Below are 21,691 nucleotides of genomic sequence, written 5' to 3' on the forward strand. Positions count from 1 at the left end.
CGGACACGAGACCATGCACATCCATAACGACATGCTGTCTTTGATCGGCCGCACCCCATTGGTGCGCCTGAACCGTCTGGCCAGGGGCCTGGGCGCCACGGTGGCGGCCAAGATCGAGTCCCGCAACCCCGCAGGCTCGATCAAGGACCGCATCGCCCTGAACATGATCGAGACGGCCCTTCGCGATGGCCGCATCGGCCCGGATACGCTCATCGTGGAGCCCACCAGCGGCAATACCGGCGTGGGGCTGGCCTTCGTGTGCGCCGTGAAGGGCCTGCGCCTGGTTTTGACCATGCCCGAGAGCATGAGCCTGGAGCGGCGGATGCTGCTTGCCGCCTACGGGGCCAGGGTGGTGCTCACCCCGGCGGCGCTTGGCATGCGCGGGGCCATCGACAAGGCGAACGAAATCGTGGCCGCCACCCCCGGGGCGTTTACCCCGGGGCAGTTCGACAACCCGGCCAACCCCGAGGCCCATTTTCTGACCACGGCCGAGGAGTTGTGGGCGGATACGGCGGGCGACATCGGCGTCTTCGTGGCCGGGGTGGGCACGGGCGGCACGGTCACCGGCGTGGCCCGGGCCTTGCGCGCCAAAAAGCCGGGCATCCGGGTGGTGGCCGTGGAACCGGCGGCCTCGCCCGTTTTGTCCGGCGGCTGCCCCGGTCCCCACGCCATCCAGGGCATCGGGGCCGGATTCGTGCCCGGGAACTTCCGCCGCGACCTGGTGGACGCCGTGGTCACCGTGGAAAACGAGGAGGCCATGGCCATGGCCCGGGCCCTGGCCCGGGACGAGGGCATTTTGTGCGGCATCTCGTCCGGGGCCAACGCGCATGCGGCCCTGGCCGAGGCCCGGCGTCCGGAGAACGCCGGGAAGCTTGTCGTGTTCGTGGTCTGCGACACGGGCGAGCGGTACCTGAGCACGGCGCTTTTTCGGGGGGAGGACTAGGCCATGCCGGACCTGATCGCCCCGCTGGCGCGGCCGGATGCGTCGGCGGCCGTGGAGATGACCGACCATCACGCCGGGGAGCCCGAGCCCCTGAGCCTGGAGGAGGTGGCCGAACGGCTGTGCGACCCGGCCTCGTACACGACCGTCTACCATCGGCCCCTGCATGACCAGCCCATGCCTGCGGTGAAGGTCTTGCGCGAGGTCATGGAGCGGCTTCGGGCCGTGCTGTTCCCGGGCTATTTCGGCAACTCCGACATCACCCCCGAGTCCATGCGCTTTCATGTCGGCGCGAACCTGGACGCCGTGTCCCGGCTTCTGGCCGACCAGATCCGGCGCGGCTACTGTTTTTTCTGCGACCGGGAGCAGGTGGAGGGCTGCCAGGCCTGCGAGGACCGGGCCAAGAATCTGGCCGGGCGGTTTCTGGCGGCCCTGCCGCGCATCCGGTCGTACCTGGCCGACGACGTGCAGGCCGCCTTCGAGGGCGACCCGGCGGCCAGAAGCCCGGGCGAGACGATTTTCTGCTATCCGAGCATCACGGCCATGACCCACTACCGGGTGGCCCACGAACTGCACCACCTGGGGGTGGAGCTTATCCCGCGCATCATCACCGAGATGGCCCATTCGGCCACGGGCATCGACATCCATCCCGGGGCCGAGATCGGTCGGCGGTTTTTCATCGACCACGGCACGGGCACGGTCATCGGCGAGACCTGCGTCATCGGCGACAACGTGCGCCTGTACCAGGGCGTGACGCTGGGGGCCAAGAGCTTCCCCAAGGACGCCTCGGGCAACATCATAAAGGGCATCCCGCGCCATCCGGTGGTGGAGGACGAGGTGACCATCTATTCCGGGGCCACCATCCTTGGCCGGGTGACCATCGGCCGGGGCGCGGTGGTGGGCGGCAACGTGTGGCTGACCCGCGACGTGCCGCCAGGGGCCAGGGTGCTCCAGGGCCGAGCCCGGGAGGGGGTGTTCGAATACGGGGCGGGGATTTAGCGCCGATTGACTTTGCGTGAAATCGAGCAGATAAAAAGACTGCTTTTGAACATTTGGCCGTCGCGGCAGGCCGCGTGATGGAGGTTGCAACCTATGCGCGAAACCGTCGAACCCCGGACCAGGACGATAACCGTCAGGGTGACGCCTGAAGAATACAAGCGGGTCGTGCTGCTCAAGCTGGAAACCCGGCGCAAGGTCCGCGAAATCGTCATGGACGCCGTGAATAGGGAGTGGGCGAAGATCAACCCCGAGGACGCGCTGACGCCCCAGGAGGAAAATCGGATGGCCGAGGCCCTGGCCGAGTACCGGGCCGGGCAGGGGGAGTGCGTGGACGCCGTGCGGCGGGAGCTCCTCGAAGACCGCGATGACTGAGACCCCCGCCGTCTGGTCGGTCATCATCCAGGAGAAGGAAAAGCGCTACCTGTCCAGGCTGCCGCGAAAGGAACGGGAACGGCTGCTGGATGCCCTGTCGGCCATGCAGTTCGACCCGTTTGCCGGGGACGTGGCCAGGCTCAAGGGAAGCTTTGAGGGATGGCGGCTTCGGGTCGGCCGGTGGCGCGTTCTTTTCGTGGTGGACCAGAAAAACAAGGTGGTTGTCGTCGCGGGGCTTGGGCCTCGCGGGGACGTGTATAAATAATTTTCCGGTGATGTCTCTGGGCGGAAGCCTTTTTCGCTCCACCCCTGGCCGCAGGCCCGTTCAAGCGCAGTGGGGGGCGGCGGGGACGGATGATTATGAGCAAGGACCGCGTGCCGCCAGAAAAACGGCCGCCCGGAATCATCGTCTGGACGGCCGTTCGCCATTTCAGGAAAACGAAGGCGTCAGTTGCAGCCGCCGCTGCTGCCTCCGCTGTTGTTGCCCCCGTTGTTGCTTGATCCCGGGGTGTCGCCCAGGGTGCTTTTGAAGGCCCCTGGAACCTTGGCCGAGCGGCTGATCGGCGCGGCTTTGACCGCCGTGTCCAGGGCGCCCGGCATGGGCCCGGCGTCGGAGGCGCCGTGTTCCCGGGTGACGGTCAGGCCCTGGCCTACAGCCATGTCCACGGTCTTGCCCAGTTTGTCCGTGAAGGCCAGGGGGCGTTTGTCCCAACCGCTGATGTGGCCGTGGGCCTCGCTTGGCACGCCGAACTGTGCGGCCTCGCGCAGGGAGGCCATAAGCCCCGCCGCATTCGCCCCGGCCGAAAACACCTCGGCCAGTGCGGCGGAATAGGGCTTGCCGTTCACCGCCGCCGGGGTCTGCACCAGGGAACCAAGCTCCGTGCCGCGGATGCCGATGGCCCCAAGGGGCGTGTCCACGGAAAAGGCGCGCGGATTGCGCTCCGAGATGATCCCGGTCACGGCCCGGAACACGCCCGGCCCATAGGAGAACTTCATCGTGTTGGTCAGGGTTTTTTCCTGGCCCCATTCGTTGACGAGGGCGTCCACGGTAAAAAGGCTCTCCGGTCCCATGGCCAGGATGGTTCCGTCGGAAAACATGATTTGCAGCGAGGATTCGGCCGCCGTGGCCACGGTGTCGCCGACGAGCACCGGATCCTTGGCCATAAGGGGCAGGGATTTTCCGGACCGCGCCACTAGGGCCTCCCCCTTGGCCTCCTGCACGTAGCCCACGGGTTTGTCCGCCCCTGCGGCCAGGGCCGAGGCGGCGAACAGACACAGAAGGACGGTCATCCACAAAAGAGTTTGGCGTTTCATGCGTTGTTCCCTCTCTTGTCCGCAAAAAGAGTGCAATTTCAGTACGCGGGCGGACATGTCCGCACGGCGATCCGCTACAAAGAAAGCGTGTTCTTTGTGGTACAAGGTTCGCCGGGGAAGTCAACAGACCTCGCGTCTTCCGTTGTCGGGCGATGCGGGCCGGGATCAGGACGGGGAGGGGAGATCGGGAAGCCCGAAAAACGAGACGGCGTTGTCCGCCGTGGCCCGCCACACCTCGTCCGGGGAAAGGCCCTTGATGTCCGCCACGCGGGCGGCGGTAAAGCCGAGCAGGGCCGGTTCGTTGCGCTTGCCCCGCCAGGGCTCGGCGGTCAGAAACGGGGCGTCGGTCTCAAGCAAAAGCCGCGACAGGGGGATTTCGGCCACGGCGGCGGCCAGGGCCGTATTTTTGGCATAGGTCACCGGGCCCGGCACGGAGATGAAAAAGCCCAGGCTCAGGATGCGCCGGGCCAGTTCCGTATCGCCGCCGAAGCAGTGCCACGCCAGGGGGCGGCCGGAAAACCCCATGTCCGCAAGGATCGCCAGGGTCTCCGCCTCGGCCGAGCGGCTATGGATGACCACCGGCGCGTCCAGCCCCCGGGCCATCTCCAACTGTTCCCGCAAGGCCCGTTTTTGGTCCTCGGGGGGCGCGTCGTCCCAGTAGAAGTCCAAACCGATCTCGCCCACGGCCCGCAGCCTCGGGTCGGCCCGGAAGGCCGCCTCCATGGCCGCAGTCAGGGGCTCGGCGTAGCCCGAGCATTCCGTGGGATGCATGCCCAGGATGAAAAAGACCTGGGGCGCGGCGGCGAACAGCGCGGCGTTTCGGGTATAGGCGTCCGGTCCCAGGAACACGTTGCCGATGCGGGCCACCCCGGCGGCCCTGGCCCGGGCCAGGATATCCGGTATTTCGGCGGGTTCGAAGCCGCGCATGTCCAGATGGGCGTGGGTGTCGATGCCCACGGGGGCAAGGCCCAGGGTCTCGGGGGACGGGCGGTCGCGATGTTTTTTCTTGGACACGAAAAAGAACCTCCAGGGCCTCCGGCGCGTGCCGGACGGCAGTGGTGGTAGCAAAGGCCGCGCCCGCTGTCACTCCGGCTGTTTCCGTGCCGGGCGCGTCGGCTCTTTGCAACGAGAAATCCCGGACAGGGGAAGGCGTTTGCTCTCCCCTTGTCCCAAGGGCGGGGAGGGGATAGTACGGCCCCTTGTCCAGCGCCGTCGCCTGCCCGGCCCCGGTCGATCCGGCCGATTCGAATGGAAGAAGACGACATGAGCCTCGATTCCCCGCTGTTTCTCTTTGCCTTTCTCCCGGCCGTGCTGGCCGGGTTTTTCGCCGCGCCCACCCGGTTCCGGCCGTTTCTCCTGCTCCTGGCCAGCCTGGTCTTCACGGCCATGGGCGACGTGTCGGCCCTGCCGGTTTTGGCCGCCTCCATCTTCGGCAACCACGCCCTGGCCCTGGCCATCGGCAACGCCCGGGACGCCGGACGCACGGTCAGGCGGAAAAGGCTGGCGGCCCTGGGGGTGGCGGCCAACATCCTGTATCTCGCCAAGGCCAAGTACCTGGGCTTTCTGGCGGCCTCCCTGCCGTTTCTGGAATCGAGCGGCATCGACCCCGCAGGCCTCTACGGCCTGCCGCCGCTTGGCATCTCCTTTTTCACCTTCCAGGCCGTGTCCTATCTGGTCGACGTCTCCCGGGGGCAGGTGGCCGCCGAGAAAAATCTTTTGCGCACGGCCCTGTACCTGTCCTTTTTCCCCAAGCTGATCGCCGGGCCCATCGCCCGCTACGCCACCATGCTCCCGGGGATGCGCCTGCCGCGCCCGGCCCTTTCGGACGTGGCCGCCGGGTCCGTGCGTTTTTGCCTGGGGCTGGCCAAAAAGACGCTTCTGGCCGGGACGCTGGGGCCTGTGGCCGACGCCGCCTTCTCCGCCCGGCCCCTGGGCGGGGCCCTGGACATGGCCACGGCCTGGCTTGGACTTTTGGCCTACACCGGCCAGATCTATTTCGATTTTTCGGGCTATACGGACATGGCCGTGGGACTTGGGCGCATGTTCGGCATCGCCCTGCCGGAGAACTTCGACCACCCTTACATCTCCCGCTCCGTGCGCGAATTCTGGCGGCGCTGGCACATCTCCCTGTCCACCTGGTTCCGCGACTACCTGTACATCCCCCTGGGCGGCGGCCGGGTCAGCCCGGCCAGGGTGCAGGGCAACCTGCTGGCGGTCTTCGTTTTGTGCGGGCTGTGGCACGGGGCGAACTGGACCTTCGTGGTCTGGGGGCTTTTCCACGGCCTCTTTCTGGTTTTCGAGCGCACCCGGGCGGGAAGGCTCCTGGACCGGGCCCCGGCCGCCCTGGGCCATGCCTACGCCCTTACGGCGGTCATGCTGGGCTGGGTCTTTTTCCGGGCCGCCGACCTGCCCCAGGCCATGAACTATCTCGGGGCGCTTTTCTCATTTCGCTTCGAGGGCTTCGCCTATACCTGGATGACCGTGGCCAGCCGCCAGGCCTTGTGCGCCCTGGCCCTGGCCGTGGTCTTTTCCCTGCCCCTGGGCGGGGTGGTCCGCACCATCTCGGACCTGGCCGGACGCGGCGGCCCTCTCGGCCGGGGCGCGGCCGCAGCGGCGGCGATCCTGGCCCCGGCGGCGCTTCTGGTTTTGTCGGCCATGCAGCTTGCGGCCGGAACCTATTCCCCCTTCATCTACGCCAGGTTTTGACCATGAACGCGCGCCCCATGGACCTCCTGCGGACCCTCATTTTTCTGGCCGTGCTCGCCACCCCCCTGGCCGTGGCCGCCCTGGGACTTGAGCCCGTGGGGGTGCTGGCCCACGAAAACCGTCCCATGGCCGAGGTTCCGGCCTTCTCCCGGCTTTTTTCCGACCCGGCGGCCTACGCCAAGGGCCTGCGGGTGGCCTTCGCGGACCATTTCCCCCTGCGCGAGACACTCATCCGGGCCGGGAACCGGCTGCGGCTGGCCGTTTTCGGGGAATCCCCCGTGCCCGGGGTGATGCTGGGACGCGACGGCTGGCTGTTTTATTCCCTGGAGCATGCCCTGGACGACCACATAAACGTCATGAACATGTCCGAAGCCCTGCAGGAGGACATGACGCGCATCCTGGTGCAGCGCCGGGACCGGCTGGCGGCCCGGGGCATCGCCTTCTACGTGGTGGTGTGCCCGGACAAGCACACGGTCTATCCCGAATATCTTCCCGGATACGTCCATCCCCTGCGTCCCCGTTCCCGGCTGGACATCCTGGGGGAGCGCCTGACGGCGGCGGGCGTGGCGTTTATCGATCTGCGGCCGGACATGGCCCGGGCCAAGGTCGTGCGCCGGGCCTACTGGAAGACCGACACCCACTGGAACGACTGGGGGGCGTTTATGGGGGCCAGACGGATCGTGGCCGCCCTGCGGCAGCGTTTCCCGGCCATTGCCCCCCTGGATGAGGCCGACTACGCCGTGACCGAATCCGTGGTCCCGGGCGGCGATCTGGCCGGGATGCTCCTTTTGCCGGATATCTGGCGGGAAACGGATATCCGCCTGACGCCAAAAAATCCCCAGGCTCCCGGCGTCCTGGCCAGCTTCGGCGCGCCCCGTCCCTATGCCGACCCGGCCAACCACCCGGATCGGGCCATGGTGGTGGCCGAGACCGGGGACACGCGGCTGCCCCGGGTCCTTTTTTTCCGCGACTCCTTTTCGTCGGCCATGATCCCCTTTCTGGCCGGACGCTTCCAAAGCGCGGTCTTTGTGTGGAGCCACGCCTACGCCCCGGACATCGTGGCTGCGGAAAGGCCCGACGCCGTGGTCCTTGAGGTGGTGGAGCGCTACCAATACGCCTTTTGCCTCGACAATCCTCCCGAACCGCCCGGGAACTGACCCTTCCCCGCCTCGTCCTTCGAAATCCGGGAATCAGGATTTCGCGAGGATCGCTTTGCGCATGGTCCTGTTGTTTTGAAGAGACGCCGGTGTGCCTGTTTGCGGGACGCCCTGCGCGGGATTCCTTGGCAGGCAGTTTTTTCCCACCTCTCGCGGCGGCGGCTGCAGCCGTTTTTCTTCCCCTGGCGACTGATAATCCCTTGTCCTCGCACATGTTTTGCGGCGTTCGCCGTGGTCACGGGGTCGGGCGAACGCCATGGACCGGATTATGCTCTGCCGTCAGGGAACACGACCATGCGCTTTCAGGCGGTAACTTTTTCCATCCCAAGGAGAGGGGGACACGACATAACATTGGAGTCGCATCATGGATATTTCAAGTATTTTGTCCGGGAGCAGCTACACGTCGGCCATCGAATCCGTGACTTCCACGCAGACCGTGGATGATGAGGACACCTCGGGAACGACGGTCAGCTCCGGGACCGACACCGTGACCATCTCCGACGCAGCCAGGAAGCTGGCGGAAATTCTGGCCAGCGCCCGGGGCCAGTCCGACAGCAGCAGCGAAACCAGCAGCGAGACCGACAGCGACAGCGAAGACAGCGACAGCGAATCGTCCGAATCCGCTGAAGGCGCCAGCGGAAGCAGCGGTTCCAGCAGCAGCGATTCGTCCAGCAGCATCGAGGATCTCCAGGCCCAGGTCGAGGAGCTGCAAGGCAAGATCCTCCAGGTGGAGCAGCAGGAGATCCCCGATGGCGCCAAAAAGCCCATTGTGGCCGCCCTGCAGGCCCAGATCTCCAGCCTGCAACAGCAGATCGCCCAGCTCAAGGCCGCGGCCGCCTAACGCGTCCAGCCATCCCGTCAGGGATCATGCACAATGTCCATCCGGGGGGGAGCGCCTCCTGGATGGGCATTTTGCCGTTTGGGCCCGGGTCTGGCGCGCGCCCTGCCTGCCGGGCGGTTTTTTCATTTTCTTACACAGTGATTCGAAAAATCGCGGATCGCGGTCGGTGCGGGATTTTCGCCCCGGCCCGGCGCGGCCCGGGCCGTGTTCCTGGCGGGCTGTGGCGCCGTGAAAAATCTTGTTTCGCCGGGGGGATGCAGGCTCAGGTGGCGAGGCCTGGACCGCCAGGGGGGGGACGGCACGAATCGTGAATAGGTCTGGCCGGGACCAGTCTCGCCCGCCCCGACAACCACTGCAACCACGGGCGCACCGCATGACCGGCACGGCACGCATACCTTTTCCCGGCGACTTGGCCCCGGCCTTTGCCGCCGTCTGTCTGGTCTGTTTTCTGGCCGCCTTTTTCGCGCCTGCGGCCCGGGCCGAGGCCACGGGAACGCCCCGGGGGCATGTGGTGCAACCGGGCGAGACCCTTTTTTCCCTGGCCAAACGTTATGGGGTGTCCCTGGCGGCGCTTCAGGCCGAAAACGGCATCGCCGCTGCGGATCAACTCCGGGCCGGAACGCGCCTGCGCCTCCCCGCCGAGGCGGCGGCCAGCCCCGAAAAGGGCCGATGTGCGGTGGCCGGGGCAGCGGGGCGGGGTCCGGCGAAAGAGGCCGTCCCCCCGAAGATCTTGGCGGCCAAGTGGAACATCCACGACCAGACCTCGGCCATCATGGGCGAGCCGCCCAAGCCCGATCCCCCGCGCAGCGGATCGCTCCTGGAGGTTCCCTTAAAGGGCGGCGGCGCCCTGTCCCCGGAACATCGCGACGCCGGGGCAGTGATCATGTCCGGCGCGGCGAACAAAGACGAGGATTTCCAGGGCCACGCCCTGGGGGTACGCACCACCCTGCCCGCCGGGAAGGACACGCAGTTGGTGACCACCATGGGCTATGGCGTGAACGTCTCGGTGAAGGAAAACGAGGCCTCGCGCGTGGGCTATGAAACCGACACCAGCATCGGCGGCCTGGGCTACGGCCTCGGGCTGCGGCATTCGTTTTGAACCATGGGCGACGCAGCGGAGGCCGTGATCAGACACTGCGCGGCCTCGCGGGTCGGCTACGAAACCGACACCAACATCGGCGGCCTGGGCTCAGGGCGCGGGGCGCCGCTTTCGTTTGTCAGCCCTTTTGGGGATGGTGTCGCCAGCGGCCCAGGTTAAGGGCGCGTCAGGCCCAAACCCAGCAATCATGGCCGGGTGGCGGGCAATTGGAGGTTGGCCGGGAAGCGGCCGGATAAGGATGTGTGCGGGTGGGAAGACGGCCTGGCTTTGCGGCCTGGAGTCGTCAGGCGACGTTCTCGGCCAGGGCGCCGCAGCCGGAGTGCAGGTACGTGGCGATGGTCACGGCCTCGTCGGGATCGGCGGGCACGGGATCAGGAATACGGACCATGGCCCGCTGCATGGCGAAATGCTTTTCCGCCAGGATGGTTTGCAGCTCGGCGAGGCTGGAGTCGTCGCCACGGGCGTTTTGCTCCACCACGCTCCACTTGGTGTCTTCGGTGAGCATGCCGGGTGCTCCGGGTGCGGATTTCGATGGCCCCACACGATCCCTCCATACGCCAGGCATCCCGGACGGGCAAGGGGGACGGCCGGATGGAACGTTCTGACGGTCGGCGCCGCCAAAGATGCCGTTTTCGTACTCATGACGGCAAATTTCGTGATCTCGGGGATGCCTGAAGGCGGGCGCGGCCATGCATAGAAACGACGGCATATCGTCATCCTTGCGAAAAGGCGGCCAGGGACGCCACCTGGCGGGGAGGGGGGGCATGTCCGCAGGCCGGATTTTCCTGGCCTGCGACAGGCGATGCGGTGTGGCACGCTCCTGGCAATCCTTACGGCAAGCGCGTCCGGTAGACGCGCGATTGTGCAAACCGCAAGGAGCGTTTTATGAAGCGCATCGCCATTTTCGCCGCCTGTTTTCTGGCCCTGTGCGTCGCGGCGTCCGAGGCCCAGGCCATCCAGATCGCCGCGCCGGGGCTGTGGGTGGATGTCCCCCTCGTGATCGGAGGCTCTCCGGGCTGCTATGGCCCCTCCTCCTACCTTCCGGTGCGCGGACCCGGGTATTATGGCCCGCCGCCGCCACCGCCACCGCCGCCTCCGGGATATTGGGGCTCCTATCGCTACGGCCCATATCCGGGCGGCCGGGGGTACGGCGGCCCGCCTCCGGGATACTACGGTCCCCGTGGCGGTTACGGTCCCCGTGGCGGCTACGGCGGACACTACGGTCCGCCGCCGCCTCCCCCCAGGCACGGCTACGGCGGCTATGGCGGCCCGCCTCCTCCCCCCAGGTACGGCCGGGGTTGGTAAACAGACGAGTGACGCCCCAAGGCGGGCGCGTTCCGGCGCAGGGCGGTTCCGTCCACAGGGCGGAGCCGCCGCTGGCGCGCGGTTTCCCAGGGGCGTCACGCGCCGCCCTGTCGGGACAGGGAGGGGGTGAGGCCGCCGTCGTCCCGCCCGGGACATGTCCGGACGACATTGACATCTTCCCGCCGATTCTGCTTTATGGCTTTTCCCGAAACGGGTTGCTCATACATCCCATGGCATTCGACTTGCATTATGCGTCGCCAGGAGGAACGTCACGGGAACGCGTCCGGCGCGCTCCCGGCCCGCTATGCCCATGCCGATAACCCTCCGTCCCACCGCCCCAGGCGGGGCAGTGCCGTCCGCTTGCCCGTGGCGCAGCGTTTTTTCTGCAGCCTCGCGGCTGTTGCTGTTTGTGCTGGTCTGTGCAGGTTTTGTGTCGGGCTGCGCACACACGGGCGGGGAGGGCGCACAATCGATGACGGCCCATGTCGTCTCCCGCCCTGCCGGGGCCGCCCCAGGCCCGTCCGACTGCTTCGATCTGGGGGCCATGGACGATCCCGACCGGCTTTTCCGCGCCGCCTCCCCGCCACGCCGGACACTTGAGGTCAAGGCCAAGGCGTACGTATCCCACGGCCGCAAGAAAAAGACGGGCTATCCGCGCGGGGCCTGGGGCGACACCCTGGAGCCGGACGTGAAGGCCATCGCCGTTTCGCCGGATCTGGTGGACGCGGGGCTGGGGTACAAGACCCGGCTGACCATTGAGGGGCTGCCCGGCGAATACGAGGTGCTGGACCTGATGCACGGCCGCTGGCGCAAGACCATCGACATCTATTTCGGCGACGACCGCCGGGCCGCCCGCCTGTGGGGAAACCGCACCATCACCATCTCCTGGGAATAAACCCGGCCGACGCCCGGCCATCCGTTGTTCCGCCCTCCGGACAGCTGTCCCCTTCCGAGCCGCCGCCGTTTCCAGACCGATGTCCCAGGATCTCCCTCTCTCGGGTGGAGTCGCCTCGGCGAGAGGCCTTATTCATGGATTTCATGAGGTTGCTTTGTGGGGTCATCCTTTTGAGGGGGCGTGAACGCACCTGAAAATCCTCCTTTCGGGCGATTGCGTTTTGTCCCTGGGCGGTGAAGATGCGTGCTTCCTTTTCACCCTCAAACGAAGGATGGCTGCCCATGGATTTTATGACCTCGCTTTCAACCTGCCTGCGAAAATATGTGACATTTTCTGGGAGGGCCTCAAGGTCCGAGTTCTGGTACTTCGTCCTGGCGGTCTGGCTGGTGTCCATGGTGTGCATGGTGCTGGATCAGGCCCTGTTCGGGGGCGGTTCTTCAGAAAATCCGACCATGGCCCTGACCTCCGTCTTTCAAGTCGTGACGTTTTTGCCCGTGTTGTCCGTCTCCGTCAGGAGGCTTCATGATGTGAACCGTTCCGGGTGGTGGTATTTGATCGCCTTGACCGGTGTCGGATTTCTCCTTTTGCTGTATTGGTTCGTGAAAAAGGGGTCTGACGGCGAGAACGCCTATTCGTTGGCCGTGGCCTGACCCGGACGGCGTTTTCGGGGGCTCAAATACGTCGTCCGCTTCGGCCGCCACGGATCGCCCTGCCGTTTCGTCGCTGCGGCAGGGGGCTTCCCGTTTACGGCGGGTCGCCCGCTTGGCCCCCGCTGGTGCGTTGGGAGGCTGTTCTCGGGGGGGGACGTCGGGCATGTCGCATCCCGCCAGGGCGTCTTATTGGCGGGATGTCGGGATGCGGCAGGGCCGTGGGGAGCGGCGGCGACCGGATGAACCGCATGCCGTGTGGGCGCTCTGCCGCCCGGAGGAATGGGACATGTTGAAACAGCTGATGGCGTTTCTGGCGGCAATGGCGATCCTGGCCGCCGGTGTGTCGTATGCCGCACCGCAGGCCTTTTCGAAATACGCCCTGGACATCCCCGAGGGATGGACCTTCCATGAAGACGGCAACGTGGTCGCGATATTCGGCCCACACAACGTCGCGGCCATCTCCATCGTCATGGATACGGCCGATGGAATGACGGCCCGGAGCATCGCCGAGGCCATGTCCGGGCCGTTGCAGGGGACGACGCCCAGGCCGACGCACGACGGCTATGTCTTCACCTTTCAAAACGACCAGGGCGTGGACAGCTTCTCCAGGATTTCCGTGGCGAACGGCATCTTCGTCATGGTCACGGTGACCGGCGACCACCCCCAGGTGGCGGGGATTTTAGGCTCCATCGTCTATCGCTGACAGCGCCGCCGAGGCTGCCGGGCCTCGTGGCGGCCACGAAGCCGTCGTAGCGAGGCCCCGGCATGCCGCCGCCCGGGGGATCGCCGCCCGCCGCGCCGCATTCCGCCTCCCTGATATCCGCCTTTCCGGGCGATCCTCCCCACATTCCAGCCAATTCACTTCTCGGGAAGATACCGACCATTCCCTGCGTCCGGTGAACGGGAGGCAGGGAAGAACGGCCCTATCCTCTGAAAATGCCGGACAGATCGTGTCTTGTACGAAGAATGGCGTGTACCCTCTTGCGCGGCCATATGCTTCACGCTATTTGTGTTGTAAAAGAGAACGCGGCGGTTTAGATCGAGAAACTGTATCTTCTGTGCAGAGTGTCTATTTCCAATATATGAAAGGTTTTTCGAAGAGATATTTGCCATCGTGAGGGCACGCCGTGCGTGAATGGTATGCCAAATATGAACAAACAGCAGGGGGATACAACGAAACAATGCACCAATACTTTCAATAGGATGACGGACGGCGCGGCGTGTGAGGCATTGTCTTGGCCCAGGCGGGATGTCTTTGCCCAAAACTGCGCAAACCGGGTGGAACCAAGGTCTCCCATGTGCTAAAGACAAACAGTTTTTCCACCATCATCTTCATCGCGGTTTCGGGCATGGCGCTTCTGGTCACCCTGGCCGGGATGGGGCTTTGGGGTTTTGAGAAATACCGGGATTTTCAGGATGAGGCCGAATCCATCCGCAGGGACTTCGTCGAGCGCAACAAGGCGGAGATCCTGTATCAGGTGGATACGGCGACGAACTACCTGCATCACCAGATATCCATAGCCGAAGGCCGGGGTCGGGCCATGGTCCGGGAGCGGGCGCTGGACGCCGTGGCCCTGGCTGAAAAACTTGTGGAGCAGCATGCCGGGGCCGTGAGCCGGGCGGAACTGGAACGGCTGGTCATGGACACGTTGCGCCTGATCCGCTTCAACAAGGGCCGGGGATACTATTTCGCCACCCGGCTGGATGGGACCGAACTGCTTTTCGCCGACCGCCCGGAGCTTGAGGGCGTCAATTTGCTGGACATGCAGGCCCCGGACGGCACGTTCGTCATCCGGGACATGATCGCCCTGGTGCGGCGGGAGGGCGAGGGGTTTTACGCTTACGACTGGACCAAGCCCAAAGAGGCGGGGGACCGGCATCGCAAAATCGCCTATATCAAGTATTTCGAGCCGTTTGACTGTTTCATCGGCACGGGGGAATACGTCGAGGACCAGGCCGCCGAACTCAAACAGGAGGCCCTCATCTGGCTGGTCCAGGTCCGTTTCGGCCAAAGCGGCTATCTGTTCGGATCGACCTTTTCCGGCGATCCGCTTTTCACCAACGGCGAGATCACCACGGGCGGGCCGAGCGTCTGGGAACTGACCGACCCGAACGGGATCAAGATCATCCAGGAGCAACAGCGCCTTGCAACCACGTCCACGGGCGGCTTCCTGGACTATTCCTGGCGCAAGCTCAAGGGCACCGCCCCTTCGCCCAAGATCGCCTACGTGCGTGGCATTCCCGATTGGGGGTGGATCATCGGGGCGGGGTTTTATGTGGACGAGGTGGAGACGGCCGTGGCCCTTAGGCGAGGCCAACTGGTCACGGAACTGCGCGCCGGGCTGGCCCGGGGCGCACTGCTGTGCCTGGTCCTGATCGGGGCGACCCTGCTTCTTACCGGCGGCATTTCACGCCGCATCAACCGCCAACTGGTTTCGCTTACGGATTTTCTGGCCATGGCCGCTACGCAAAAGGCCCGTATCTCCCCGGACAGCATGAGCCTGCGGGAGTTTCGGGACATCGCCGACAGCGTCAATTCCCTGCTCGACACCCAGGCCGGGATCGAAAAGGCCCTGCGTCAGCGCAGCGAGGAACTCGCCGCCGTGCTGGACACCCTGCCCGCCATGGTCTGGATCGCCCTGGACCCGCAATGTCGGGTCACCACGGCCAACCGCGCCGTGAACGAACGGTTGGGCCTTCACCCGGGCGGCGCCCCGGACCCGGCCCTGGGACAGAACCCGATGCGAAGCATCGTCCACCTCAGGCCCGACGGAACTCCCTGCCGGGATGACGAACTCCCCATGCAGCGGGCCATCGCCCTGGGGCGGCAGGTGGACAGCGCGGAACTGTCCTATCTGTTGCCCGACGGCCGACAGGTGCATGTGGCGGGAAGCGCCTCGCCGCTTTTCGAGGAGGACGGCGGGATACGGGGCGCCGTGGCTGTGTACTGGGACATCACCGAGCGCAAGCAGGCCCTTGGGGCCTTGATCAAGGCCAAGGAGGCGGCCGAAGCGGCCAACCACGCCAAGTCCGAGTTTCTGGCCAACATGAGCCACGAGATTCGGACGCCCTTAAACGGCATCCTGGGCATGCTCCAACTGCTGCGGATCACGGCCCTGAGCCAGGAGCAGGACGGCTATGTCGAGGTGGCGATCCAGTCGGGCAGGCGGTTGGCGAACCTGCTTTCCGACATCCTGGACCTGTCCAGGATCGAGGCGGGCAAGTTGGCCGTCCGGGAGGAGACGTTCGAAACGGCGAACCTCAGGAAAGCGGCGCTGGAACTGTTCGCCCTGACCATCGCGGACAAGGGGCTGGACATGGATTTTGTCATCGCCGCCGACATGCCGCCGGAGGTCGTCGGCGACGAGGCCCGGCTGCGCCAGATTCTTTTCAACCTCATCGGGAACGCCATCAAATTCACGGAGACGGGCCGGGTGCTGGTCGAGCTGTCGCCCCTGACGGCGGCGGACGGCGCCTCCCGGTTTTTTGCTCTTTTTACCGTGCAGGATACCGGCATCGGCATCCCCGACGAGGTGCTCAAGTCGATATTTGAGCCGTTCTCCCAGGTCGAAGGGGCGTATACCCGGCGCTTTCAGGGGGCGGGGCTGGGGCTGTCCATCGTGAAGAACCTGGTGGGGCTGCTTGGCGGGAGCATCTGCGTGGATACCGCGCCCGGCCAGGGCTCGACGTTTTACGTCTCGTTGCCCCTGCGGCTTCCCTCCGGGGACAGCGCGGCCCAGGCCGCGAAACCGCAGCCCGATCCCCCGGCGGCGATCCGCCGGGACGCCGGGACGCCCCACATCCTGATCGTGGAGGACGTGTATTCGAACCGGCTGACCCTCACCGTCATGCTGGAGAAGTTCGGCATGCGGCCGGACAGCGCCGTCAACGGGCAGGAGGCCCTGGCCGCCCTGTCGGCGAACGACTACGACGTGGTGCTCATGGATGTGCAGATGCCCGTCATGGACGGCATCGAGGCCACAAGACGCATCCGCGACGGCCAGGCGGGCCGGGACAAGGCGGGCGTGCCCATCATCGCCCTGACCGCCTACGCCATGAGCGGGGACCGGGAGAAGTTCCTCGGGGCCGGGATGGATGACTACCTGGCCAAGCCGGTGGCTATGCAGGAACTGCGGGCGGCACTGGAGCGGGCCGTGGCGGGGGGGAGTGGCAGGGGGAGGTGAATACTATCTCTGTACACACTGTACATACTATCACTGCACACACTGTGTATACTATCTTTGTATATTTAGCGATACAGTCAGGTAAAGGCGGTTTACTTTGTTGTCAACTATCCCCTTTGTATTCGCACTCTGACGCCATAGCCTCTTGCCACGGGAATGGTCTGACTTCTGGATATTCAGCCATGTATGCCTTTAATTCCGCATTATCAAGCGGGTACCATTCATCATAGGGATACCGTCTATAAAAATCGCTAAGTCGTTCTCGAAAATGTTCATCTGCGACGTCATTAAGTCGTCCTTTACGCAGATATCTCAGTTCTTCTAGGTCAGTTCTTGGTACTCGTAAGGTAACCATAAAATCAGCAGCCATTTTTCCAGAAAAACCAAGCGTTGTATCTGGTGGAAGATAAAACCATTTTTGGTTGATGCGTGCATGGTGGGTAATTAAATTTTTCCAGCTTTTTGCAGAAGATGTATCTTTCCCTTTGCGTTCTACATCTTTAAAACTTCTTATCTCGCAAAGCGAAATATCTCTACCTCGCACTGCATCACAGTCTTGTGTAATAACAATTGCGGCAACAGGACGAACGGGAACGATAATATTAACTGGGGCACCATTCGCAGCTATTTCAGCCCATTGTGTAATGCGTTCTCCTGCTTCATCTGCTAGGACTACTTCCTTAAGTGACAAATCAATCCTTGGCAGTCCGATAAATATATCCCCCTGGCGTATGTTGGCAGATGTTGATGGAAATTTATAAATCATGAATCAATCTCCCATTGAATACCCCGAGCAGCTTCCTCATCTGCAAAATAAAGCCGCTCAAGCTCTGCTCGCTCAAGAATCCTCATGGAAATCTGTAACGCTTCAGTTCGAGACACAGATTTTCCAAATATTTCTTTATAGATAGACATCGTGACAGTCGCATCACGTTTCCGCCGTTCAGCCTGCCATGGATCAGCAATTACTGTAATCGGCGAGACCATGAGTGAGATGGCCAATCCAAATGCCTTGGTCAATCCTCCAACATCAAGTGCTGGTGTTTTGTTATAGTAACCTTGGTCCCAGTTCTCTGTAACAGAACCGGGATATTCAGTATAAGCATATGAGTTCTCAACTTGGCTCGTGTTAAGCACCAGAGAATCTCCTTTCCAGTTCCCCTTCTATCATCTTGAAAAACCAATCATCCGTTATCTTGTGAGCAGCATCGAGCCACTTGCAAAAATGAACTGGCAATTCTGGTAGGTCTTTTCCAATTGTTTCAACTATAGTTTCCCAAACTAATACAGGAGTATTATCTTTATGGGCAGTTGCAAAACGGATACTTATTAACCCATTTGGACTCTGGCAATTGAAAGAGGTTTGCCAAGTAAAGTTGGCTGGCTTAGCCTCGACACCGGTAGATGAAAATAAGTTATCCGGAAAGGATACGCCCATTTTAAGATATTCACGTAAGAAATCATAAACATTATTTTTCGTAAAATCAAAGCTAACTGCGTCGATATATCTAAGAATCATATGGGAGACAGTCAAGTCTGAGACTTTTGGATGCGCCTCGTAAAATTTATCAATTGATGCAATAACTCGCTTGCGAAAAGGCATCCAGCTATAATCCGTTGCAGAATTAACAGTAAAAATACCTGGACCGATCTGAATTAAAGGCCAGCTTCCTGCTCCAACACGAAAACGATGTTGTACAATATGCCCAGCTATCTCATCTGGAACATTTGCAGTCGGAAGTTGCTCATGTTCTGGGTAGTCTGGAAGCAACCTATCATATAAGCGTCCTAGAAATAGCTTATAGTGAGGATCGATTTGCGGCCCGGTCGGACCGCCTTGCAATTTCCATCTCATCTCGAAAATTGCTTCGACCAGTGGTTTATTTTTCAACTCTTTTGACATATTCTGCCAGCCTGTTGTGTCTTTGCCGATGTCTCAGTTTTTTTCATTGAAATTTACCAATCAATATATTTAATTCCTGACGGATTGCAAATAAAACACTACTGAATCAACCCACCCGCCGCCGTCTCTTCTTCGGCCACAACGGGATTGATCAACACCCCGACCCCGGCGATCTCGATGCGCACCTCGTCGCCTGCGGCAAGCGGCCCGATGCCCGGCGGCGTGCCGGTCAGGATCACGTCGCCGGGTTGCAGCGTCATCACCCGGGAGATAAAGCTCACCAGTTCCGCCACCGGAAAGATCATATCCGACGTGTCGCCCTCCTGGCGCACCTCGCCGTTGACCAGGGTCCGGATGGCCAGGTTTCCCGGGTCCGGCGCCTCGGTCTCGATCCACGGCCCGATGGGGGCGAAGGTGTCGAACCCCTTGGCCCGGCCGTACAGGCCGTCCTTATTTTGCAGGTCGCGCGCGGTCACGTCGTTGGCGCAGGTATAGCCGAAGATGTGCGCCGCCACCTTTTCCGGGGGCACATTTCGGCACGGCCGCCCCATGACCACGGCCAGCTCCGCCTCGTAATCCACCCGGGCCGAGGCCCGGGGCAGCACAATGGGCTGTCCGGCCGGGATCACCGCCGAGGGCGGCTTGAGAAAGAGCACCGGCTCGTCCGGAACCTCCCGCCCCACCTCGGCGGCGTGGGAGCGGTAGTTGACCGCGGCGCACACCACCTTGGTGGGGGCCACGGGCGGCAGAAGCTGGATTTCGCTTAAGGGGATGGGCTTGTCGTAGGACAGGCTTCGATCCAGGCAGACCACATGGTCCTCAAGAAGCGAGGCATAGAAGCTTTTGTCCTGGTGGCGCACGCGAAGCACTCTCATGGCGTCTCCCGGCAGGGCCGCGCGGCCCTGATCAAAGGGTGATGACCAGGGGCACGACCACTGGATCGCGTTCCAGGATCTTGCGGAAAAAACGCCTAAGCGACGACCGGATGCGTTCCTTGAGCAGTTCCGGATTGCCCGGCGGGATGTTCTCGAAGATGTCCCAGACGATGCACTTGGCGTCTTCCAGGACGTGGCTGTACTGCTGCTCGAAGACGAAGCCCTTGGACATGATGTTGGGCCCAAGCGTGACCTCGCCGGTCTTTTCGTCCACCACCAGGACCACGATGACCAGCCCCTCGCCCGCCAGAAGCGCCCGCTCCTTGAGCACGCTTTGGCCCACGTCGCCCACGCCCTTGCCGTCCACGTAGATGTGCTCCACGGAGATGGCGTCTTCCAGGCGGATGCCGCCGTCGGCGAAAAGGGTCACGGGGTTGCCGTCCTCGATCACCAGGGCCCGCTCCGGGGCCACCCCGCGCGACACGGCCAGGCGGCAGTGCTTGACCAGATGCCGGTATTCGCCATGCACCGGGATGAAGAATTTGGGCTTCACCGTGTCCAGCATGATGCCCAGTTCCTCGCGGTAGGCGTGGCCCGAGGCGTGGATGGCCTGGACGTTGTCGTAGAGCACCTCGGCCCCGAGCTTGTAGAGGCGGTTGATGAGCCTCGTTATGGCCCGCACGTTGCCGGGAATAAAACGCGAGGACAAAAGCACCGTGTCCCCTGGATGCACCCGAAGCTGGCGATGCTCGCCCGTGGACAGGCGGCTTAGGGCCGACAGGGGCTCGCCCTGGGAGCCGGTGACCAAGAGCACCACCTTGTCGTCGGGCATGCCGGGCAGGTCGTCGAGGGTGCAGGCGGAGTCCGGAGGAATGCGCAGATAGCCGAGCTCCTTGGCGATCTCGGTATTGGAAAAAAGGCTCTTGCCGCTGATGGCCACCTTGCGCCCGGTGTCGTGGGCCAGCTCGAAGACCTCCTGCATGCGCTGGATGTGGCTGGAAAAAAGCGTCACCAGGATGCGGCCCGTGGCCTTATGGAAGAGGTCGGACAGGGCGCCCTTGATCTCGCGTTCGTTGAGGGAGAAACCGTCGCGCTCCACGTTGGTGGAATCGGACAAAAGCAGTCGGACGCCGCTGGCGCTGAACCGGGCGAAGGCGTCCAGGTCCGTGAAATGGCCGTCCATGGGGTTGCGGTCGATTTTGAAATCCCCGGAATGCACGATTTTCCCAGCCGGGGTTTCGATGCCCAGGCCGTAGCCATGCATGATGGAGTGGCAGACCTCAATGAAGGTGAAGGCGAAGACCCCAAGCTCGATGCGCTGGTTTTTCGCCACCGGGGTCAGCGTCACGAACTCCTTGAGGTTGTGCTCCTCCAGCTTTTTGCCCACCAGAGCCAGGGTCAGGGGCGAGCCGAAGACCGGGACGTCCACATAGGGCAGAAGCCAGGGCAGGGCCCCGATGTGGTCCTCATGGCCGTGGGTGACCACGATGCCCTTGAGTTTGTGTTTGTTGGCCAGGATGAAGTCGAAACGGGGGATGACCACGTCGATGCCGAACAGGGAGTCGTCGGGGAACATGAGGCCGCAGTCGATGATGACCATGTCGTCACCGCTGACCATGACCATGCAGTTGAGCCCGATCTCCCCCAGGCCGCCCAGGGGATACAGGGTGACGGAGGGGCTCTGGCTCATTGGGTATGCTCCAGGTAGGCGTTTTTCATAAGGTTCTCCATATGGGTCTTGAAGGCGTCGCGGTCCTTCAGGGTATAGGCTTGGGTGTCCACGGGGGGCAGGGCCGTGATGCGGATGGTCCCGGGGCGCAGGCGGGTGGTTCCCTTGGGCAGCACCGATCCGCTGCCGGTGACGATCAGCGGGGCCACGGGACAGCGGCATTTGAGGGCCACGATCATGCCGCCGGTCTTGAAGTCGCCGAGGGTGGAGTAGTCCGTGCTCCGGGTGCCCTCGGGGAAAATGAGCAGCCCCACGCCGCCGGCCACCAGGGACACGGCGCGCTCGATGCTCTGCATGGCCTTGCGCCGGTTCTCCCGCTCGATGGCCACATGTCCCATCCGGGCCATGGCCGGGCCGAAAAACGGGATGCGAAACAGGCTGTCCTTGGCCAGAAAGCGGAAATTATAGTCGGACAACACCGAAAAAAGGGCCGGGATGTCCAGATGGCTTTGGTGGTTGGCCAAAAAGACATAGGTGCTTCCCGGGGTCAGGGCGCGCAGGTCGGCCTCGACACGCACGCCGCCGCAGCGCATCAGCGACTTGCCCCACAGACATTCCATGCGGTGGGAGAAGCTGTTGTTTTTCCCAAGCCCCACGGCCAGCCAGCACAGGGAGCTGAAAAACAGGGTCAGGGGGAAAAGGCACAGCCTGAAAAGACTATTTCGCATCACGTCTCTATGCCTCCCCGCTCCAGGGAGCGCCGCACTGGCGGCGTCGGGGCA

The 21,691-nt window shown here is 63.4% G+C and carries 22 protein-coding genes; 13 read left to right on the forward strand and 9 right to left on the reverse strand.

Annotated elements, in window-relative coordinates; genetic code table 11:
* Window positions 1-13: 13 nt before the first annotated feature.
* The 4 genes from cysK (at window position 14) to V3572_RS09005 (ending at window position 2,576) form a co-directional block, all read left to right on the forward strand.
* Complete coding sequence (gene cysK / locus V3572_RS08990; RefSeq protein WP_332110652.1) at window positions 14-943, forward strand: cysteine synthase A; 930 nt, start codon at window positions 14-16, stop codon at window positions 941-943.
* Between the two features lie 57 nt (window positions 944-1,000).
* A complete protein-coding gene (epsC, locus tag V3572_RS08995) occupies window positions 1,001-1,939 on the forward strand; it encodes a serine O-acetyltransferase EpsC (protein ID WP_332110698.1) in 939 nt (312 codons plus the stop codon).
* Between the two features lie 93 nt (window positions 1,940-2,032).
* Window positions 2,033-2,311, forward strand: a complete 279-nt coding sequence (locus tag V3572_RS09000; protein ID WP_332110653.1) for a hypothetical protein — start codon at window positions 2,033-2,035, stop codon at window positions 2,309-2,311.
* A complete protein-coding gene (locus V3572_RS09005; protein ID WP_332110654.1) occupies window positions 2,304-2,576 on the forward strand; it encodes a type II toxin-antitoxin system RelE family toxin in 273 nt (90 codons plus the stop codon). Before V3572_RS09000 ends, V3572_RS09005 begins: the two co-directional genes overlap by 8 nt.
* A 182-nt stretch (window positions 2,577-2,758) precedes the next feature.
* Here V3572_RS09005 and V3572_RS09010 read toward each other — a convergent pair whose 3' ends face one another.
* Both V3572_RS09010 and V3572_RS09015 read right to left on the reverse strand, forming a co-directional pair.
* Entirely contained in the window at window positions 2,759-3,625 is an 867-nt protein-coding gene (locus V3572_RS09010) for a FecR family protein (RefSeq protein WP_332110655.1), read from the reverse strand.
* 165 nt (window positions 3,626-3,790) lie between these two features.
* A complete protein-coding gene (locus V3572_RS09015; protein WP_332110656.1) occupies window positions 3,791-4,639 on the reverse strand; it encodes a TatD family hydrolase in 849 nt (282 codons plus the stop codon).
* Between the two features lie 249 nt (window positions 4,640-4,888).
* On the opposite strand from V3572_RS09015, the gene V3572_RS09020 reads away from it, so the two are divergent.
* From V3572_RS09020 to V3572_RS09035, 4 genes are all read left to right on the forward strand, one after another.
* Complete coding sequence (locus tag V3572_RS09020) at window positions 4,889-6,331, forward strand: MBOAT family O-acyltransferase (RefSeq protein WP_332110658.1); 1,443 nt, start codon at window positions 4,889-4,891, stop codon at window positions 6,329-6,331.
* A 2-nt stretch (window positions 6,332-6,333) separates the two neighbouring features.
* Window positions 6,334-7,488 carry an alginate O-acetyltransferase AlgX-related protein gene (locus V3572_RS09025; protein ID WP_332110659.1) on the forward strand — a complete coding sequence of 385 codons (1,155 nt, stop codon included), beginning with the start codon at window positions 6,334-6,336 and terminating at the stop codon, window positions 7,486-7,488.
* 364 nt (window positions 7,489-7,852) lie between these two features.
* On the forward strand, window positions 7,853-8,329 hold the full coding sequence (locus V3572_RS09030; RefSeq protein WP_332110660.1) for a FlxA-like family protein: 477 nt from the start codon (window positions 7,853-7,855) through the stop codon (window positions 8,327-8,329).
* Between the two features lie 373 nt (window positions 8,330-8,702).
* Window positions 8,703-9,428, forward strand: coding sequence for a LysM peptidoglycan-binding domain-containing protein (locus tag V3572_RS09035; protein ID WP_332110661.1), 726 nt, complete (start codon window positions 8,703-8,705; stop codon window positions 9,426-9,428).
* 283 nt (window positions 9,429-9,711) lie between these two features.
* On the opposite strand, the gene V3572_RS09040 is transcribed toward V3572_RS09035, so the two are convergent.
* The gene (locus V3572_RS09040; protein WP_332110662.1) at window positions 9,712-9,933 is read right to left on the reverse strand and encodes a hypothetical protein; all 222 of its coding nucleotides are present in this window, start codon (window positions 9,931-9,933) and stop codon (window positions 9,712-9,714) included.
* A 380-nt stretch (window positions 9,934-10,313) separates the two neighbouring features.
* Here V3572_RS09040 and V3572_RS09045 point away from each other — a divergent pair, with 380 nt between their 5' ends.
* From V3572_RS09045 to V3572_RS09065, 5 genes are all read left to right on the forward strand, one after another.
* Entirely contained in the window at window positions 10,314-10,733 is a 420-nt protein-coding gene (locus V3572_RS09045) for a hypothetical protein (RefSeq protein WP_332110663.1), read from the forward strand.
* 472 nt (window positions 10,734-11,205) lie between these two features.
* Window positions 11,206-11,628 carry a hypothetical protein gene (locus V3572_RS09050; RefSeq protein WP_332110664.1) on the forward strand — a complete coding sequence of 141 codons (423 nt, stop codon included), beginning with the start codon at window positions 11,206-11,208 and terminating at the stop codon, window positions 11,626-11,628.
* A 281-nt stretch (window positions 11,629-11,909) separates the two neighbouring features.
* Complete coding sequence (locus V3572_RS09055) at window positions 11,910-12,278, forward strand: DUF805 domain-containing protein (RefSeq protein ID WP_332110665.1); 369 nt, start codon at window positions 11,910-11,912, stop codon at window positions 12,276-12,278.
* Between the two features lie 286 nt (window positions 12,279-12,564).
* Complete coding sequence (locus V3572_RS09060) at window positions 12,565-12,981, forward strand: hypothetical protein (protein WP_332110667.1); 417 nt, start codon at window positions 12,565-12,567, stop codon at window positions 12,979-12,981.
* Window positions 12,982-13,576: 595 nt separating this feature from the next.
* Window positions 13,577-16,462 (forward strand): cache domain-containing protein, encoded by a 2,886-nt coding sequence (locus V3572_RS09065; RefSeq protein WP_332110668.1) that lies wholly within the window; start codon window positions 13,577-13,579, stop codon window positions 16,460-16,462.
* A 103-nt stretch (window positions 16,463-16,565) separates the two neighbouring features.
* On the opposite strand, the gene V3572_RS09070 is transcribed toward V3572_RS09065, so the two are convergent.
* The 6 genes from V3572_RS09070 to V3572_RS09095 all read right to left on the reverse strand — a co-directional run bounded on the left by V3572_RS09070 (window position 16,566) and on the right by V3572_RS09095 (window position 21,637).
* A complete protein-coding gene (locus V3572_RS09070) occupies window positions 16,566-17,228 on the reverse strand; it encodes a hypothetical protein (protein ID WP_332110669.1) in 663 nt (220 codons plus the stop codon).
* The gene (locus V3572_RS09075; RefSeq protein WP_332110670.1) at window positions 17,225-17,599 is read right to left on the reverse strand and encodes a hypothetical protein; all 375 of its coding nucleotides are present in this window, start codon (window positions 17,597-17,599) and stop codon (window positions 17,225-17,227) included. Before V3572_RS09075 ends, V3572_RS09070 begins: the two co-directional genes overlap by 4 nt.
* Complete coding sequence (locus V3572_RS09080) at window positions 17,592-18,365, reverse strand: TIGR04255 family protein (RefSeq protein WP_332110671.1); 774 nt, start codon at window positions 18,363-18,365, stop codon at window positions 17,592-17,594. The genes V3572_RS09075 and V3572_RS09080 overlap by 8 nt, the downstream gene beginning before the upstream one ends.
* Before the next feature lie 98 nt (window positions 18,366-18,463).
* On the reverse strand, window positions 18,464-19,240 hold the full coding sequence (locus tag V3572_RS09085) for a fumarylacetoacetate hydrolase family protein (protein ID WP_332110672.1): 777 nt from the start codon (window positions 19,238-19,240) through the stop codon (window positions 18,464-18,466).
* 31 nt (window positions 19,241-19,271) lie between these two features.
* Complete coding sequence (locus V3572_RS09090) at window positions 19,272-20,930, reverse strand: ribonuclease J (protein ID WP_332110673.1); 1,659 nt, start codon at window positions 20,928-20,930, stop codon at window positions 19,272-19,274.
* Window positions 20,927-21,637, reverse strand: coding sequence for a lysophospholipid acyltransferase family protein (locus V3572_RS09095; protein ID WP_332110674.1), 711 nt, complete (start codon window positions 21,635-21,637; stop codon window positions 20,927-20,929). Before V3572_RS09095 ends, V3572_RS09090 begins: the two co-directional genes overlap by 4 nt.
* Window positions 21,638-21,691: the final 54 nt, after the last annotated feature.

The organism is Desulfolutivibrio sp. (assembly GCF_036584575.1).
Classification (GTDB): domain Bacteria; phylum Desulfobacterota; class Desulfovibrionia; order Desulfovibrionales; family Desulfovibrionaceae; genus Desulfolutivibrio.

Coding starts and splice junctions, on each gene's coding strand:
- cysK (WP_332110652.1), top strand. CDS start 14: ATGCACATCCATAACGACATGCTGTCTTTGATCGGCCGCACCCCATTG.
- epsC (WP_332110698.1), top strand. CDS start 1,001: ATGACCGACCATCACGCCGGGGAGCCCGAGCCCCTGAGCCTGGAGGAG.
- V3572_RS09000 (WP_332110653.1), top strand. CDS start 2,033: ATGCGCGAAACCGTCGAACCCCGGACCAGGACGATAACCGTCAGGGTG.
- V3572_RS09005 (WP_332110654.1), top strand. CDS start 2,304: ATGACTGAGACCCCCGCCGTCTGGTCGGTCATCATCCAGGAGAAGGAA.
- V3572_RS09010 (WP_332110655.1), bottom strand. CDS start 3,625: ATGAAACGCCAAACTCTTTTGTGGATGACCGTCCTTCTGTGTCTGTTC.
- V3572_RS09020 (WP_332110658.1), top strand. CDS start 4,889: ATGAGCCTCGATTCCCCGCTGTTTCTCTTTGCCTTTCTCCCGGCCGTG.
- V3572_RS09025 (WP_332110659.1), top strand. CDS start 6,334: ATGAACGCGCGCCCCATGGACCTCCTGCGGACCCTCATTTTTCTGGCC.
- V3572_RS09030 (WP_332110660.1), top strand. CDS start 7,853: ATGGATATTTCAAGTATTTTGTCCGGGAGCAGCTACACGTCGGCCATC.
- V3572_RS09035 (WP_332110661.1), top strand. CDS start 8,703: ATGACCGGCACGGCACGCATACCTTTTCCCGGCGACTTGGCCCCGGCC.
- V3572_RS09040 (WP_332110662.1), bottom strand. CDS start 9,933: ATGCTCACCGAAGACACCAAGTGGAGCGTGGTGGAGCAAAACGCCCGT.
- V3572_RS09045 (WP_332110663.1), top strand. CDS start 10,314: ATGAAGCGCATCGCCATTTTCGCCGCCTGTTTTCTGGCCCTGTGCGTC.
- V3572_RS09050 (WP_332110664.1), top strand. CDS start 11,206: ATGACGGCCCATGTCGTCTCCCGCCCTGCCGGGGCCGCCCCAGGCCCG.
- V3572_RS09055 (WP_332110665.1), top strand. CDS start 11,910: ATGGATTTTATGACCTCGCTTTCAACCTGCCTGCGAAAATATGTGACA.
- V3572_RS09060 (WP_332110667.1), top strand. CDS start 12,565: ATGTTGAAACAGCTGATGGCGTTTCTGGCGGCAATGGCGATCCTGGCC.
- V3572_RS09070 (WP_332110669.1), bottom strand. CDS start 17,228: ATGATTTATAAATTTCCATCAACATCTGCCAACATACGCCAGGGGGAT.
- V3572_RS09080 (WP_332110671.1), bottom strand. CDS start 18,365: ATGTCAAAAGAGTTGAAAAATAAACCACTGGTCGAAGCAATTTTCGAG.
- V3572_RS09085 (WP_332110672.1), bottom strand. CDS start 19,240: ATGAGAGTGCTTCGCGTGCGCCACCAGGACAAAAGCTTCTATGCCTCG.
- V3572_RS09090 (WP_332110673.1), bottom strand. CDS start 20,930: ATGAGCCAGAGCCCCTCCGTCACCCTGTATCCCCTGGGCGGCCTGGGG.
- V3572_RS09095 (WP_332110674.1), bottom strand. CDS start 21,637: ATGCGAAATAGTCTTTTCAGGCTGTGCCTTTTCCCCCTGACCCTGTTT.